The organism is Mesorhizobium sp. ISC11, assembly GCF_037162595.1.
Lineage (GTDB): Bacteria > Pseudomonadota > Alphaproteobacteria > Rhizobiales > Rhizobiaceae > Mesorhizobium > Mesorhizobium ciceri.
In genome coordinates this window covers 4,549,644-4,566,037 of sequence record NZ_JAVSPW010000001.1, presented here as the reverse complement: position 1 = coordinate 4,566,037, position 16,394 = coordinate 4,549,644, and the positions used below count along the sequence as shown (strand labels likewise).

Genomic DNA, 16,394 nt, shown 5'->3' with positions numbered 1-16,394 from the left:
GCAAGGCCCGCTGTTTTTCTGCAAGGGGTTGCAAAAAAGCCCGGCCTTCGCCGGGCTTTTCGCTTTATCTTGCCGTCAAACGGTTCAGGCCGACTTCTTCTTGTCGTCGTCCTCGTCGATTTCCTCGAAATCGGCGTCGACAACGTCACTGTCCTTGGCGGCGTCCGCCTTGGCGTCGGCTTCCGCCGCTTCCTTCTGCGAAGCCTCGTACATGGCCTGGCCAAGCTTCATAGAAGCCTCGGCCAGCGCCTGGCTCTTGGCTTCGATGTCGGCCGCGTCGTCGCCTTCGGTCGCGGTCTTCAGCGCCGCGATCGCGTCGGAGATCGCCGTGCGCTCGCCTTCCGAAACCTTGTCGCCATATTCCTTCAGCGACTTCTCCGAGGAATGCAGCAGCGCTTCGGCCTGGTTGCGGGCCTCGACCAGCGCACGCCGCTTCTTGTCGGTCTCGGCATTGGCCTCGGCGTCCTTGACCATCTTCTCGATGTCGGCGTCCGAAAGGCCACCCGATGCCTGGATGCGGATCTGGTGCTCCTTGCCGGTGCCCTTGTCCTTGGCCGAAACGTTGACGATGCCGTTGGCGTCGATGTCGAAGGTGACCTCGATCTGCGGTACGCCGCGCGGCGCCGGCGGAATGCCGACCAGGTCGAACTGGCCGAGCGCCTTGTTGTCGGCGGCCATTTCGCGCTCACCCTGGAAGACCCGGATGGTCACTGCCGACTGTGAGTCCTCGGCCGTCGAGAACACCTGGCTCTTCTTGGTCGGGATCGTCGTGTTGCGTTCGATCAGGCGGGTGAACACGCCACCCAGCGTCTCGATGCCGAGCGACAGCGGCGTCACGTCGAGCAACAGCACGTCCTTGACGTCGCCCTGCAGCACGCCGGCCTGGATGGCGGCGCCGAGAGCGACGACCTCATCCGGATTGACGCCCTTGTGCGGCTCCTTGCCGAAGAACTGCTTCACGATTTCCTGGATCTTGGGCATGCGGGTCATGCCGCCGACCAGGACGACTTCGTCGATCTCGCCCGCCTTCAGGCCGGCATCCTTCAATGCCGCCTTGCAAGGGGCAATCGTGCGCTGGACGAGGTCGTCGACCAGCTGCTCGAACTTGGCGCGCGTCAGCTTCAGCGTCAGGTGCTTCGGCCCGGTCGCGTCGGCGGTGATGAAGGGCAGGTTGATTTCGGTCTGGGTGGTCGACGACAGCTCGATCTTGGCCTTTTCAGCCGCCTCCTTGAGGCGCTGCAGGGCAAGCTTGTCGTTCTTCAGGTCGATGCCCTGTTCCTTCTTGAACTCGGCCGCCAGGTATTCGACCAGGCGCATGTCGAAATCCTCGCCGCCGAGGAAGGTGTCGCCATTGGTCGACTTGACCTCGAACACGCCATCGCCGATTTCGAGCACCGAAATGTCGAACGTGCCGCCGCCAAGGTCATAGACGGCAATGGTCTTGCCTTCCTTCTTGTCGAGGCCATAGGCAAGCGCTGCCGCGGTCGGCTCGTTGATGATGCGCAGCACTTCAAGGCCGGCGATCTTGCCGGCATCCTTGGTCGCCTGGCGCTGGGCGTCGTTGAAATAGGCCGGAACGGTGATGACCGCCTTCTCGACCTTTTCGCCGAGATAGGCTTCCGCCGTCTCCTTCATCTTCTGCAGGATCATGGCCGAAATCTGCGAGGGCGACTGCTTCCTGCCGCCGGCTTCGACCCAGGCATCGCCATTGTCGCCCTTGACGATCTTGTAGGGGACAAGCTTCTTGTCCTTCTCCGTCACCGGATCGTCATAGCGGCGGCCGATCAGGCGCTTGACCGCGAAGATGGTGTTTTCAGGATTGGTGACCGCCTGGCGCTTGGCCGGCTGGCCGACCAGACGTTCGTCGTCGCCCGAGATGGCGACGATGGAAGGCGTCGTGCGCGCGCCTTCCGCATTCTCGATTACCTTGGGCTCCTTGCCATCCATGATGGCGATGCAGGAGTTGGTGGTGCCGAGATCGATACCGATTACTTTTGCCATTTCTCTAGTCTCTCCGCTAAGCAGGCTCTCAGGACCCGTACAGGCGTTCCGACGAAAGCCCCTGTTCACAAGAAATCCCGTTCCGGCAACCGGCATTCCGGCGCCGAACGGCTTGGCGCGTATATAAGAACAGGCGGCATCGCGCGCAAGCATTCTGCGCAGGCCTTCCATGAACCTTTCCATCTCCGCCCGCGACTGATCTCCAGGTGCCGCATGGTGCGGCCCGGAAAGGAAGCCCCCATGACCAATAACCCAGAGGCTCTGAGGTCTCCGGGAACAACAGGAGCTCGGCGCGACCACCGCCTTCGGGACGGGGTCGATGCGCTGGGCTTTCCGCTGATTCCGTTGACCCTGCGTAAGACCAGGCGTATCGTCGTCTTGAGGAAAGCAGACAATTCGATCAGGGAAGAACGAGCCGGACCGCCGCGCCTTGCCCTGATTTGCGCGGCCAGCCCCGACGTTCTCCCGTCGACTACGGGGGGTAGTGTCATGTCTCGCATCCGCGGCTCGTTCGTGTCGTCTCTTGATGGCGGCTTGCGCCGTGCTGTGCATCCAGGCGGGTTGCTGGCGCTGGCACTCGGCCTGTGGCTGGGCGCCGCGCAGGCGCAGGAAACCCGGATCATCTATCCCGGCTCGATGGCGGTGACCGGATTCTCCGGCACCATCATTCCCAATTTCGACCCCCCTGATTCCGAAAAAGAGGGCCTGCCGCCCGGCGTCGATCCGGTCGACGAAACCTTCATCGACCCCACGCGCGCCACCTTGCGCGTGTTCGACGTTTCGCATCTGGGCGGCCCAGCCTCCGGCCAGCTGGTCAACACGCCGCCGCCCTTCGAGGTGACGGCGGAGCAGATCGGCCAGGTGTTCGGCGTCACCTATGATGACGGCGTGCGCGACGGCGTTCCATCGGGCATTCCCAATCTCTATGCCGGCGCCACCTCGCTGCACGGCATCCGTATCGTCACCCCGGATGCCGACGATGACGGCCGCCCCGAGAGGCAGCGCCGCGGCGCTGCCGGCGCCACCTTCATGGATGGCCAGTTCGGCACCGAAAACGGTGGCGGGCCGGGCACCGTCTGGAAGATCGACGGCATCACCGGCCAGGTCTCCAAATTCGCCGACATCGACACCAACAGCGGTCCCGGCATCGGCAATCTCACTTTCGACGCCACTCACCGCGAGTTCTTTGCGTCCGATCTCGACACCGGCCTGATCCATCGCATCGACGCCGAAGGCAGACTGATCGACAGCTTCGATCACGGCGTTGCCGGCCGGCCCACGCATGGGCTCGCTCCCGTCGCCGACGATGGTTCGGTGATGGACATACAAGGTGCCGCCTTCGATAGCGAAGACCCCGACAGCTGGGGCTACACGCAGGACGAGCGCCGCGTCTGGGGTGTCTCCTACCATGGCGGCCGGCTCTACTATTCGGTCGGCGAAAAGTCGGAAATCTGGTCGGTGGGCATCGCTCGCGACGGCAGTTTTGCCGGTGACCCGCGCTGGGAACTGACGGTCAGGGCCGACAAGGACTACGCCGTCACCGACATCGCCTTCGACAACAGCGGCTTCATGTACCTGGCCCAGCGCGGTCCGGTCGAGAACCGTTACGATTACAGCCAGTTCGCCGATTCCGGTAAAGGCGAGGTCATCCGCTACTTCCGGGAGAACCCGGACGATCCGGAAACGGAATCGCTCTGGGTCGAAGTGCCGCAGGAATATGCGGTCGGCTTCCCCCAAGGCAACCGGCAGTCGGCCGGCGGTCTTGATCTGCAATATGGCTATGATGCCGACGGCAATCTCGACAGCTCCGTCTGCACGCAGACGCTGGTCAACACGGGCGACAAGCTGCGCGACAATCCTTCACTCGCCGAACAGCTCGCAGCCGGCGGGCCGCTGGCCGTACACGGTGTGCAGATCACGCCGAAAGAGCTGGTCAAGCCGGCCAATGTGCCGCCCTTCGGCTCATGGTTCGTCGACTTCGACGGTTATTTCGAAGACCCGGAGGTCGAGGGCCATGTCGGCGATGTTGCCGTCTGGCACCCTTGCGAGGGCCGCGCCGGCTATTACGAGGAAATCCCGGGCGGCTACCTGCCCCCCTTCTACCCGCCGGATTTCCCACCACCCGGCAACCTGCCTCCATGTCTCGACGTCGACGACGTCCAGTATTACTGCACGCCTTCCGGCCTCGAGGCCGATCTCTATCTCCATGACCATGCCGGCTTCGGCGGCGATTCGATCAAGGTCCAGTCCAGGACGCCAGGCGTCGGGGTGACATCATCCCAGTCGCATGCGCCCGGCAAGCCCTACACGATCGACATCACCGGCCACTATCCGGGCGACACAGTCGATGTCGGGCTCTGCTTCTACAGGAAGTCCGACAAGGACAAGGGTGGCTATTACCCTTGCTGCAAGATGACTTTGCCGCTCAGAACCCCAGCCGCCAGCTGCGAACGTTGAGGAGGGGAAGATGAAAAATCTCGCACTCTCCCCGCTCGCAACGAACGCCCAAACAACCGTCATGGAGACGATCATGAAACCCCTGTCATACGCCAGGCGCGGCGCGCGCTGGCTGATGGCGGCCGGTATCGCGGTCGCCATGTTCACCCCGGTGCAAGGCTTTGCAGAAGACGCTGCCTCGATCACCCCGGAGCTGAAGCTCGATCTTGACAGTTCGCGCGTCGTCACTCCGAGGCCTGACCAGGTGGTGCCTTTCTTCACCAAGACAGGCGTTCAAAGAGGCTGCGATTACGTCGTCTACTCGCTGAGCTTCGGCTTGCGCGGCGATCCGCAGGGCCTTGCCGACCCGAGCCTCGAGGCCAGGCTGAAGAAGGTCAGGATCGACTTCAAGGACCAGCTTCCGCACGGCCTTGCGATCATCAACGTCAACGTGTCCGGCGACGGCACGGATTCGTCCGGCGGATCACTGCCGGGTGCAACGATCAGCACTTCGGCTGACCCGAACGATACTGCCACGGTTTCGGACTTCCGGATCTCCACGTCCGATGTCGACGGCGTCGGCGCTGCCAACGAGCGTGTGATCAACTTCGCGATCACGGCCAAGATCGATCGTGCGGCATTTCCCGCGCCGATGATCGTCGACAACCAGGGCATGATCAAGGTGACGGCCGGACCGGGCACCGGGACCATCATCCCGTCGCAGGATCCGGGCAAGCCCGACGACGGTGACTTCAAGACCGGCGTGAAGACCTCGATCAAGATCGACGTCACCAAGTGCAATCCGCCACCGCCACCTCCCGGCAAGGAATGCTTCAAGGTGGAACGCGGCACGGTCGACTGCGTGCCCGGCGGCGGCGCCTTCATCTACCACATGCCGGTCGGCCCGGAGATGGGCGGCAAGTGGGTGCAGGTGTCGACGAGCACGCCCGGCATCAACATCATCCCCGATACCCAATTGGTGCCGGCGGGCGGCGGTGTGCTCAACTGGAAGATCGTCGGTGCCTCGCCCGGCGACGTCATCCACCTCATCGTCACCGGCATCGAAACCTATGCCGGTCCGAAGGAAGGCTGGGGCCTGTGCTGCACGCAGACGATCGACATCGTCATCCCGCGAGACCAGAGGTGCCCGCCCAGGGACAAGGAGCCGGACCTCAAGGTCGAGAAACGCGCCGACGTGACGCGTTGCACGATGGGCGGCGGCTGCGACTTCACCATCAGGGTCACCAATGTCGGCACCGGTGCCTACCACGGCAAGATCGTGCTCGACGAGGTGACGCTGCCGGCCGGCTCGACGCTCGATTCAGGGCCAAATCCGCCCTGGGTCTGCGTACCCGGAACCACCCCGATGACCTGCACCTATCCGGTGACCACGCTCAATCCGGGGGCCTCCGTCGACCTCAAGCTTGGTTTCAAGCCGGCCGGAGGCTGGCAAGGCGGTGCTTTACGCAACTGCGCCACCTATAACTATGGCGCCAGCGGCAAGCCGCTGTTCGGCAGCCAGTCGAACGATCGCGGCTGTGCCTCGATCCCGATCTGCCGGCGCGGCGACCGTGACCGCGACTGCCGGCCGCCGGTGGAGAAGAAGGTCGACCTGATCCTGAAGAAGCGTGCCCGCGTCCCGGTCTGCTCGGCCGACGGCATCTGCACCTTCGTGATCGACATCATCAACAACGGCAGCGCCACCTACAATGGACCGCTGACGGTGATCGACAATTATCCGGGCGGCGCGCCGTCCTCCTCGACCTTCGGGCCGAGCCCGCCCTGGACATGCGGACCGAACGGCCCCGGCCAGTTCCGCTGCGACAATGCCGGCATCTCGCTGCCTGCGGGCGCCTCGACGCCGATCTTCGTGAAGGCGGTCATGCCGGCCGGCTACCAGTCGGACACTGTCGAGAATTGCGCTGAGGTGAAGCCCATCGCCGGTGAAAACGACCTCACCAACAACAAGGCCTGCGCCAAGGAACGCTTCCGTCATCCCAATGGCGGCAAGCCGACCCTGCGCATCACCAAGGTGTGCAACGGCTCGCTCGCCGGTGCCGCGGTCGTCTCTTGCCGCATCACCGTCATCAGCCTTGGCACCGCTGCCCCCAACGGTCCGGTGCGGGTCAACGATGCCGCCACGCTGGTGGCCGGCGGCGCGCCCGTCCAGATCCAGACCGTCACCCCCGACGGCGCGGAATGGGCGTGCGGACCGGTTCCGGCCAATGCGCTGTCGTGCCAGATTCCCGGTGCCGTCATGACACCTGGAACCAGCCGCCACTTCGACGTGACGGTCTCGGCGAATGGCGCGTTCGAAAACTGCGCGCGCGGCTCCTATGGGCCTGCGCCGGGCGACGACGTCGTCTATCCCTTTGGCCAGGCCTGCGCCAAGGGCGGCGGTTCTTCGACCATCCGTGTCGAAAAGACCGGCGACCGCGAATGCAGGCTCGGCCAACCCTGCTCGTTCGAGATCACCATCACCAATGACGGAGCGACCGCCTTCTCCGGGCCGGTCCGCATCGGCGATGCGATCGGCGTGGAGGGGCTCGGCAGGCTGGAAGGCGTTGAGATCACCTCGATCGATCCGCCCTTCGGCTGCTCGCCGGAACCGGCAACCTTGCCTGCGTCCTGCATTGCCAACCTGACGCTCGGCGCCGGCGAAAGCCGGGTACACCATGTCACCGTGGTCATTCCCGACGACGGCCGCCTGGCCAATCTGCAGGGCAATGTCAGCGGCCAGAATTGCGTCGGCGTGCTGTCTCCCGACACACGGGTGCAGGGCGGTGGCGACGTGCTTGGCGGCGATCAGATCAATGTGCAGGGCGATCGCGGCAAGGCCTATGCCTGCCATCCCTTCACCATTAGCCAGGAGACGAGGAAGGAATGCTCGCAAGGCTTCGTCATGAACGATGCCGGCCGCTGCGTTTGCCCCGAAGGCACCACCTACCGCAACGGCCAGTGCTCGCCGGGCGGTGGTATCGTGCCGAAGCCGGAACAGCCGAAACGCTGTGTGCTGCTCGAGGGCCAGATCCGCACCGAGGACGGCCGCTGCGTCTGCCCACGCGGAACCGGGCTCGAGAACGGCAGGTGCGTCAGGACCGACAAGCCCGAGCAGTGCACTATCCGTGGCCAGGTCCACAATGCGGATGGCGATTGTGTTTGCCCCAGGGGAACCGAGATCAGGGGCAATGGCTGCCGCCCGATCCAGCCAAAGCCGGAGCAGTGCACGATCCGTGGCCAGGTCCACGATGCCGATGGAGACTGTGTCTGCCCGCGAGGGACCGAGGTGCGCAATGGCGCCTGCCGTCCGATCCGGCCGAAGCCTGAGCAGTGCATCATCCGTGGCCAGGTCCACGACGCCGACGGAGACTGCGTCTGCCCGCAAGGCAACGAGGTCAGAAACGGCGCCTGCCGCTCGATCCGGCCAAGGCCTGACCAGTGCACCATCCGTGGCCAGGTCCACGACGCCGACGGCAATTGTGTCTGCCCGAGGGGTACCGAGGTGCGGGGCAATGCCTGCCGGCGCAAGCAGCCGACGCAGGAGCAGTGCGACATACGCGGCCAGGTCCACAACAAGCGCGGCGAATGTGTCTGCCCGCGCGGCACCGAGGTGATCAACGGCGCATGCCGCAGGCAGGAGGTGGAATGCGCACCGGGCTCGCAGATGATCGATGGCCAGTGCCAGCCGATCATCAGGAGGCGCTGCCCGGAAGGCACGATCGGGCGCTATCCGAACTGCCGGGCGGTCCGCGGACAACCGTCGCTGGAGCTGAACCCCGGCCTGCTGCTGCAGCAGGTGCTGCCACGGCGCAGGCCGCAAGTCGAACAGCGGCAGGACCAGGTTCCAGACAGAATCCTGAAGCTCCAGCAGCAATAACCACCTGCTCGACACGAGACCAGAAACCCCGCCGGAGCAATCCGGCGGGTTTTTCTTCGCAGCTGTGGGGACAAGCGGGAATTGGCCGCAGCATGATCGCGGATAACGGCACGCGTCCCAGCCTGCGCGTCGACCGCGCCTGCACCCTCGACAAGTCGGCTGCGGCGCATTAGGCAGTCGATAGGGTGGCCAACGAGAAGGACACTCGGAAAGGCCGCATCCATGAGCAGAAAGACCCTGATTGCACCATCGGTGCTGGCATCGGATTTTTCCAAACTCGGCGATGAGGTCGAAGCGGTAGCGGCAGCCGGCGCCGATTGGATACATCTCGATGTTATGGACGGGCATTTCGTGCCCAACATCACCTTTGGCCCGCCAGTGATCAAGGCGATCCGCAACCGCACCAAGGTCTTCTTCGACTGCCATCTGATGATTGCCCCGGCCGACCCCTATCTGGCCGCTTTCGCCGAGGCCGGCTGCGACGGTTTGACCGTCCATGCCGAGGCCGGCCCGCATCTTGACCGCTCGCTGCAGACCATCAGGAATCTTGGCAAGAAGGCCGGTGTGTCGCTCAATCCGGCGACGCCGGAAAGCGTGGTCGAATACGTGCTCGACCGGCTCGACCTGATCCTGATCATGACCGTCAATCCGGGCTTCGGCGGCCAGGCCTTCATCCCAGCGATCGTCGACAAGGTGACGCGGGTCAAGGCCCTCATCGGAGGCCGGCCGATCCGCATCGAGATCGACGGCGGTGTTTCAGCCGAAACCGCGCCGCTGGTCACCGCTGCCGGCGCCGATGTGCTGGTGGCGGGCGCCGCCATCTTCAAAGGCGGCAGCGTCGAGGCTTATCGGCAGAACATCCAGGCGATCAGGACGGCAGCCGATAAGGCAGCCGGTTGACCAGCAGTGTTCCCGCGTCAGTCCTGCATGCCGGCTAAGGTTCTGGTGCCGGGCGGGTTTGTGAAGCTTTTGGGGCAACGGCATCGGATGTGAGCGATTGCCTGATTCGGTTTTCAGCTCCGTCGTCTATGCCCAAAGCAGACAGTTGATCTCGCGCGAATACAAAAGAACAAAAAGAACAGATTCTCCTGCGTGCATACAAAACATGTTAAGTGCCCGCAGGTTGTGAAAAAGCGCGGAATTACAGCACTGAACTCCGAAATGCCGCATATTCCTTTGTGCTAAAGTACAATAACGTGATCTTCTGCTTGAGCAGGCGAATCTTCGCGCTGTATGGTACAAGTACGAGAAGGCGAATGCTTTCGGACTCGAATCGCCCGGGACAAGTCCTGGGGACAAGGAGTCGCTTTGACATACGGAGCTGCCAATCTGAACGACGACGCTGCCGGACCGAAGAGCACGCTTGCCACTACGGTCTATCAGCAATTGCGGGACGATCTTCTCGGCGGTGTCCTTGAAGCCGAGAGCAAGCTGCGGGTCGAGTGGGTGGTCTCCAAATATGGAGCCGGCGCCTCGCCTGTCCGCGAAGCCCTCAATCGCCTCGCCTCGGAAGGGCTTCTCGGCCGGCACGACCAGCGCGGCTTCTTCATCATGCCGGTCAGCGCCTCGGAACTCGAGGAGCTGACGCGCACCCGCTGCTGGCTCGAGGAGCGAGCGCTTCGCGAATCCATCACCCACCGCACCGCCGAATGGGAAGAACAGCTCGTGCTGGCGCTGCATCGCCTGGGACGCGCGTCACGTCTGGCACCGCAGAATCTCTTCTCGCTCAATCCCGATTGGGAGAGGCTGCATCGCATCTTCCACAGGGTGCTGATTTCGGCCTGCCGGTCGCAATGGCTGGTGGGCTTTTGCGACCAGCTCTCCGATCACGCCTATCGCTACCGGCAAATGGCCAATGATGGCGAAGGCGTCCAGCGCGACGATTTCGGCGAGCATCGTCTGATCGCCGAATGTGCCCTCGACGGTAATGCCGACGGTGCCGTCGAGGCCCTGCTCAACCACTACCGGTTGACTGCGGCCATGTGCATGAAGCGCTTCGAGCAGGACGAGGAAACGAAAGAAATCGCCGGCAAACGCGCTCGGCGATAGCAGTCGTTTCCTGGCGGGTCTCTTGTGCTCGTTTCTTGCACGCAACCTGCGTCGGCGCGACCGGCGTGAACCGCTGTCGGCGGGCTTGACGGCGCGGCCAAGAACCGCGAACTCTCGCCGCCGAGGCATGCCGCGACAGGCGCATGCTCAGCGCCGCAGCACCCCAGGGAAGTCTTCATGAGCAATCATCTGTTCGATGCGTTCCGGTCCCGGATGCCTAAGCCAGCGCGCTTGCTGATGGAAACCGATGATGGCCGCTCGATCACCTATGGCGATATGCTGGCCCGCTCGGCGCAGCTTGCGCATGCGCTCCTGCAACTGGATGTCGAGCCCGGTGACCGCGTTGCCGTGCAGGTCGAGAAGAGCCCGGAAGCGGTCATGCTCTATCTCGCCTGCCTGCGCGCCGGCGCCGTCTTCCTGCCGCTCAACACCGCCTACACGCTGGCTGAGCTGGAGTATTTCTTCGGCGACGCGGAACCACGCCTGGTCGTCTGCGATCCGGCAAGAGCGGCCGACATCGGCGCGCTGGCGGAAAAGACGGGCGCCGTCACCGTCACGCTCGGCCGCGATGGCCGGGGATCGCTGACCGAGCAGGCCTCGCGGCTGCCGACGGATTTTCATGATGTGGCGCGCGGGTCGGATGACCTCGCGGCAATCCTCTACACGTCGGGAACCACCGGTCGTTCGAAAGGCGCCATGCTCAGCCACGAGAACCTTGCTTCGAACGCGCGCGTGCTGGTCGAGCACTGGCGTTTCACCGGAGACGACGTGCTGATCCACGCATTGCCGATCTTCCACACGCACGGCCTGTTCGTCGCCACCAACGTCGTCCTGATGGCCGGCGCCTCGATGCTGTTCGAGCAGAAGTTCGATCCGGCCCGCATCGTCTCGCTGCTGCCGCGTGCCACGGCCCTGATGGGGGTGCCGACCTTCTACGTGCGCCTGCTGCAGCATGAGGGGCTGGACCATGAGGCGGCGAAAAACATCCGTGTGTTCATTTCCGGGTCGGCGCCGCTGCTGGCCGAGACGCACAAGGCCTGGCGCGAGCGCGCCGGCCACGCGATCCTCGAACGCTACGGCATGACCGAGACCAACATGAACACCTCGAACCCCTATGAGGGCGAGCGGCGCGCCGGCACCGTCGGTTTCCCCTTGCCCGGCGTCACGCTTCGCATCGCCGATCCAGACAGCGGCGCAGCGCTTGCGCAGGGCGAGGTCGGCATGATCGAGGTGAAGGGCCCAAATGTTTTCGACGGCTATTGGCGCATGCCGGAGAAGACCAAGGCGGAATTCCGCGCCGACGGTTTTTTCATCACCGGCGATCTCGGCACGATCGACGCCGACGGTTATGTCCACATCGTCGGCCGCGGCAAGGACCTGATCATATCGGGCGGCTACAACATCTACCCGAAGGAGCTCGAAAGCGAGATCGATGCGCTCGACGGGGTTAGCGAAAGCGCCGTCATCGGCGTTGCCCATCCGGATTTCGGCGAAGGCGTCACCGCCGTCGTCGTGCGGGCGCCGTCATCGCGGATCACCGGTGCCGAAATTCTCGGCGCCATCGCCGGACGGGTGGCGAAATACAAGCATCCGAAGCGCGTGATCTTCGTCGATGAACTGCCGCGCAACACCATGGGCAAGGTACAGAAGAACCTGCTGCGCGACACCTACAAGGACATATACGCATCATAGTTGCGCGGTGCCCGGGGCAGCGGCGCCTTACTCCTTGCGCGCCCTTTCGACCCGACTGCCGGAGCCCCACAAGGCGCGCTTCAGCAGGTTGCGCTTGCGCGGCACGAGGTTGATGTCGCTGACAAGCTTGGCGCCGCCCTCGCGCCGTTCGAGGGTGATCTTGCGGCTGTGGAAGGCTTCCAGCTCGGCACGGTGCGCCACGCTGATGATGGTGACATCGGGCAATTCGCGGATCACCGTCGCCATCATGGCGTCCTGGCTCTTCTCGTCGAGCGCCGACGTTGCTTCATCCAGCACGACGATATCGGGGCGGTGCAGCAGCAGGCGCGCGAAAGCGAGACGCTGCTTTTCGCCGCCCGACAGCGTCTGGTCCCATGGCGCTTCTTCCTTGATCCTTTCGGCAAGATAGGCCAAGCCGACCTTGTCGAGGGCGGCCTTGATCTGTTTGATCGTCCACTTGTCCGCGGCCGCGGGATAGGCGACCGCGCGGCGAAGCGTGCCCGAGGGGATGTAGGGGCGTTGCGGCAGCATGAACAGTCGCCTGTCGGCGTGAAAATTGACGCTGCCGCCGCCCCACGGCCACAGGCCGGCAACGGCCCGCACCAGCGTCGACTTGCCCGAGCCGGATTCGCCAGCCACCAGCACACGCTCGCCCGGTTCGATCGCAACCTCGGTTTCCTTGACCACGGAGGTGCCGTCGTCGAGCGTGACGGAGAGATCGTCGAGGCTGAGCATCGCACCGTCTTCGGTTTCGCCGTGCTGGATGCGTCCGAGCGCGTCGCTCTGCTCCGCACGCTCGAGCCCGTCGAGCGACATCATCAGCGAGGCGATGCGTCGCGCCGAGGCGTTCCAGTCGGCAAGACGCGGGTAGTTGTCGACCAGCCATCCGAACGCGCCCTGCACGATGGCGAAGGCGGAGGCAGCCTGCATCACCTGTCCGAGCGACATCGAGCCTTCGAGGAATTTCGGCGCGCAAAGCAGGACCGGCACGACCGGCGCAAACAGGCTCGACCCCTGCGACACCAGCGCCGTGCGCATGTGCTGGCCCGTCAGCAGCGCCCATTGCCTGAGCACATGACCGAAATTCCTGTCGATGCCGCTGCGCTCCTCCTCCTCGCCGCCGAGCAATGCGATGCTCTCGCCGTTTTCGCGTACCCGCGTCAGCGTGTAGCGGAATTCGGCTTCCGCCTGGTTCTTCTGCTCGGAGAGGCGGACGAAATGCCGGCCGATGACCACCATCGACGTGGAGGTGATGGCGGCATAGATGACTGCGGTGATGACGAGGAAGCCGGGAATGGTCAGGTTTTCGCCACCGATCGGCAAAGTGAGCGCGCCGCCGATCGTCCACAGCACCACGATGAAGGTCGAGGCCGACAGGAACGCATTGAGGACGCCGGAGATGAAATCGACGGGTGACTCGGTGGCGATCCGCAGATCCTCCGTGAGGCGGGCTTCGGGGTTCGAGTGGTCGCCGGCGACGAGATTCAACTGGTAGTAGCGGCCATTGGCAAGCCAGCGTGCGATGACGGCGGTGGTCAGCCAGGAACGCCAGCGGCGCTGGATCGTCATGCGCAGATAGACCTGCGCGACCACAAGGCCCGCGCTTCCAGCGACGAGCGGCAGGAATATGGCGCTAAGCACATAGACGGTGTGGACGTTGCGTTGCTCGATAGCGTCGAAGAAGGAGCGGTTCCAGACGTTGATCCCGTACTGAAAGCCGACATTGACGCAGATCAGGATCAACAGCCCGATCGTGAGCGGCCAGGCAAGCCCATCGCCCCGCCTGGCCCAGTAGCCGCGCCCGCTGATCCAGAAACGCCGCAGCAGGTATTTCCGGCGCGCCTGCTCGGCTTCTTCGGGCGTCAGTTGCGGATCCGGCTCGACAGCCTCCGGTGGCGGTCCCGGCTGGCCGTCGACCTCGGGGGCAGCTTCGGCAGTCGGCGGTTTTTTTTCGCGCAGATCCTCGTGGCGCGGCCTGTGGTCACGCGGCGCTTGCTGTCGCGGCTTCAAGGCACCGCGCGGTTTGATGCCGTCGGCCTGTTTCAATTTGGGTTTCGCCTCGGACATACGCTCCGACAACGACCTCAAAATCAAAAGGTTTCACGACGACAGCCGATATCAATGCGCAGTGCCGGAGCCGGCTCCAAAAACCTTTTCGCCGCCGATCCAGACGCCCTTCGGGTCGAGATCGTCCGACAGCGCGACAATATCCGCAGCCGTGCCGTTGGCGAATCGGCCAAGCCGGTGCGACTGGCCGATTGCTTGCGCCGGATAGAGCGAAGCCATGCGCAAGGCCTCGGAAAGCTCGACCCCGATGACGCGGTGGGTGAAACGAATGGCCGAGATCATGTCGAGATCGGCGCCCGCCAGCGTTCCGTCGCCGAGCCGCAGGCTGCCATGCCTGCGATAGATGGTACGGCCGTTGAGCGTGAACGACGTCATGTCGGTGCCGATTGTCGCCATGGCGTCGGTGACCAGAACGATCCTGGCCGGCCCCTGCTTGGCGCGCAGTGCGATCTTGATGGTGGCCGGATCGACATGGATGCCGTCGGCGATGAGACCGGCCGACAAGGTGCCGATGTCGATGGCGGCGCCCGCCAGGCCAGGCTCGCGATTGCCGATCTGGCTCATCGCATTGAACAGGTGGGTAACCATCGAGGCGCCCGCCGCGGCAAAGGCGCTGGCGGTGGCGTAGCCGGTGTCGGAATGGCCAAGGCTGACGATGACGCCGGCCTTAGTCAGCGCCGCGACGCGAGCCGGCTCGACGGATTCGGGCGCGATGGTGGTCAGCAGCACCGGCAGCTTTTGCCGCGCCGCGATCAGCATCGCCTGGTCGGCATCCGTCATCGGCCGGATCAGCGCCGGATCATGCGCGCCCTTGCGGGCGACCGACAAATGCGGGCCTTCGAGATGCAGCCCGAGAAAGCCAGGCACCTTCTGGCGCGCCGCCGCCTCGCCGGCGGCGACAGCGGCGGCCGTGATTGCAGGCGTGTCGGTGATCAGCGTCGGCAGCAGCGCCGTCGTGCCGAAGGGCGCGTGCGCGCGGCAGATGGTCTCGATGGAAGCGACATCGGGATGGTCGTTGAGCATGACGCCGCCGCCGCCATTGACCTGCAGGTCCACGAAGCCCGGCACCAGCAGGCCGTCACCGGCGTCGACGAGGGCGATGTCCGAGGGGACGGCGCCCGTGGGCAAAATGGCCTCGACGAGACCGTCGCGCACGACCAGCGCGTGGCCTTCATGCCAATCGTCGCCGTCGAAAATCCGGGCGCCAGTCAGGGCAAAGCGATTGCTCATACGGTCTCCGTCACTTTGCGAAGATTGCGCGGCGTGTCCGGGTCGAGACCGCGATGGCGGGCAAACGCCTCGACGAACATGTAGAAGGAGACGATCAGCGTCAGCGGATCGGTCAGTGGATGGCCTGTGGCGACATGCGGCAGGCGCACGGCGCGTTGGGCAAGTGCCGAGGTGACGAACACCGGCGCGCCCTTGGCCGCCAGGCTGTCGGCGGCCTCGGCAATCGACGGTTCGGACGCGTCGCGCGCGGCCAGCGCCAGCACCGGAAAATCGGGGCCGACCAGCGCCAGCGGGCCATGCATGACCTCGGCGGCGCTGTAGGCTTCCGCATGCATGCCGCAGGTCTCCTTGAATTTCAGCGCAGCCTCATTGGCCATCGCCGCCGACGGTCCGCGGCCGAGGATGAACAACGACTTCTGCTTCTCGATCGTCTCAGAGAGCACGCTCATCCAGTCGCAGGCGATCGCCTTGCCGAAATGCTCTGGCAGGCGGGCAAGCGCCGCCAGCAGCGCATCGTCGCCGGTGGCATGCGCCATCAGAGCGAGGCCGGCGACGGCCGAATTGATGAAGGTCTTGGTGGCCGCGACGCTGCGCTCGGGGCCGGCCAGGATGTCGATCGCATAGTCCGAGGCACGCGCCAGCGGCGAATCGGCGGTGTTGGTGATGGCGACGGTCAGCGCGCCTCCCGCCCGCGCGGTTTCGGCCATGGCGACGATGTCGGGGCTCTTGCCCGACTGCGAGATCGCCAGGCAGGCCGAGCCGGCGAGCCTGAGCTTGCGGCCATAGATCGAGGCGATCGACGGCCCGACCGATGCGACGGCCAGGCCCGCGGTCAGCTCGACGGCGTATTTCATGAAGGTGGCGGCATGGTCGGACGAGCCGCGCGCCACGGTGACGACGAACTGCGGGTCGCGTTCCCGGATGTCGCGCCCGGCTTCGGTCAGCACGGCGCCGGAGCCGTCGAGCAGGCGGGCGACGGCCTGCGGGACCTCCTCGATCTCGCGCCGCATATGGGTCATCTCTGTCGACATGGTCGGCTCTG

The 16,394-nt window shown here is 64.6% G+C and carries 9 protein-coding genes; 5 read left to right on the top strand and 4 right to left on the bottom strand.

Features of this window, described 5'->3' with window-relative positions:
• Positions 1-84: 84 nt before the first annotated feature.
• Complete coding sequence (gene dnaK / locus RPF88_RS22150) at positions 85-2,001, bottom strand: molecular chaperone DnaK (RefSeq protein ID WP_024502156.1); 1,917 nt, start codon at positions 1,999-2,001, stop codon at positions 85-87.
• Between the two features lie 213 nt (positions 2,002-2,214).
• Between dnaK and RPF88_RS22145 the strand changes: the two genes are divergently transcribed.
• The 5 genes from RPF88_RS22145 to RPF88_RS22125 all read left to right on the top strand — a co-directional run bounded on the left by RPF88_RS22145 (position 2,215) and on the right by RPF88_RS22125 (position 12,055).
• Complete coding sequence (locus RPF88_RS22145; RefSeq protein ID WP_337123216.1) at positions 2,215-4,458, top strand: hypothetical protein; 2,244 nt, start codon at positions 2,215-2,217, stop codon at positions 4,456-4,458.
• 10 nt (positions 4,459-4,468) lie between these two features.
• The gene (locus tag RPF88_RS22140; protein ID WP_337123215.1) at positions 4,469-8,314 is read left to right on the top strand and encodes a DUF7929 domain-containing protein; all 3,846 of its coding nucleotides are present in this window, start codon (positions 4,469-4,471) and stop codon (positions 8,312-8,314) included.
• Between the two features lie 222 nt (positions 8,315-8,536).
• A complete protein-coding gene (rpe, locus tag RPF88_RS22135) occupies positions 8,537-9,214 on the top strand; it encodes a ribulose-phosphate 3-epimerase (protein ID WP_337123214.1) in 678 nt (225 codons plus the stop codon).
• A gap of 408 nt (positions 9,215-9,622) precedes the next feature.
• Positions 9,623-10,363: a GntR family transcriptional regulator gene (locus RPF88_RS22130; RefSeq protein WP_024502152.1), complete on the top strand. Its 741-nt coding sequence runs from the start codon at positions 9,623-9,625 to the stop codon at positions 10,361-10,363.
• 177 nt (positions 10,364-10,540) lie between these two features.
• Positions 10,541-12,055, top strand: coding sequence for a malonate--CoA ligase (locus tag RPF88_RS22125; protein ID WP_337123213.1), 1,515 nt, complete (start codon positions 10,541-10,543; stop codon positions 12,053-12,055).
• Between the two features lie 27 nt (positions 12,056-12,082).
• Here the strand turns inward: RPF88_RS22125 and RPF88_RS22120 are convergent, their stop codons facing one another.
• The 3 genes from RPF88_RS22120 to RPF88_RS22110 are packed head-to-tail and all read right to left on the bottom strand — an operon-like array spanning position 12,083 to position 16,383.
• The gene (locus tag RPF88_RS22120) at positions 12,083-14,122 is read right to left on the bottom strand and encodes an ABC transporter ATP-binding protein/permease (RefSeq protein WP_013528580.1); all 2,040 of its coding nucleotides are present in this window, start codon (positions 14,120-14,122) and stop codon (positions 12,083-12,085) included.
• 51 nt (positions 14,123-14,173) lie between these two features.
• Positions 14,174-15,352, bottom strand: coding sequence for an N-acetylglucosamine-6-phosphate deacetylase (nagA, locus tag RPF88_RS22115; protein WP_337123212.1), 1,179 nt, complete (start codon positions 15,350-15,352; stop codon positions 14,174-14,176).
• Positions 15,349-16,383 (bottom strand): SIS domain-containing protein, encoded by a 1,035-nt coding sequence (locus tag RPF88_RS22110; RefSeq protein WP_337123905.1) that lies wholly within the window; start codon positions 16,381-16,383, stop codon positions 15,349-15,351. Before RPF88_RS22110 ends, nagA begins: the two co-directional genes overlap by 4 nt.
• Positions 16,384-16,394: the final 11 nt, after the last annotated feature.

Coding starts and splice junctions, on each gene's coding strand:
- RPF88_RS22110 (WP_337123905.1), bottom strand. CDS start 16,383: ATGTCGACAGAGATGACCCATATGCGGCGCGAGATCGAGGAGGTCCCG.
- dnaK (WP_024502156.1), bottom strand. CDS start 2,001: ATGGCAAAAGTAATCGGTATCGATCTCGGCACCACCAACTCCTGCATC.
- RPF88_RS22145 (WP_337123216.1), top strand. CDS start 2,215: ATGGTGCGGCCCGGAAAGGAAGCCCCCATGACCAATAACCCAGAGGCT.
- rpe (WP_337123214.1), top strand. CDS start 8,537: ATGAGCAGAAAGACCCTGATTGCACCATCGGTGCTGGCATCGGATTTT.
- RPF88_RS22140 (WP_337123215.1), top strand. CDS start 4,469: ATGAAAAATCTCGCACTCTCCCCGCTCGCAACGAACGCCCAAACAACC.
- RPF88_RS22125 (WP_337123213.1), top strand. CDS start 10,541: ATGAGCAATCATCTGTTCGATGCGTTCCGGTCCCGGATGCCTAAGCCA.
- RPF88_RS22120 (WP_013528580.1), bottom strand. CDS start 14,122: ATGTCCGAGGCGAAACCCAAATTGAAACAGGCCGACGGCATCAAACCG.
- nagA (WP_337123212.1), bottom strand. CDS start 15,352: ATGAGCAATCGCTTTGCCCTGACTGGCGCCCGGATTTTCGACGGCGAC.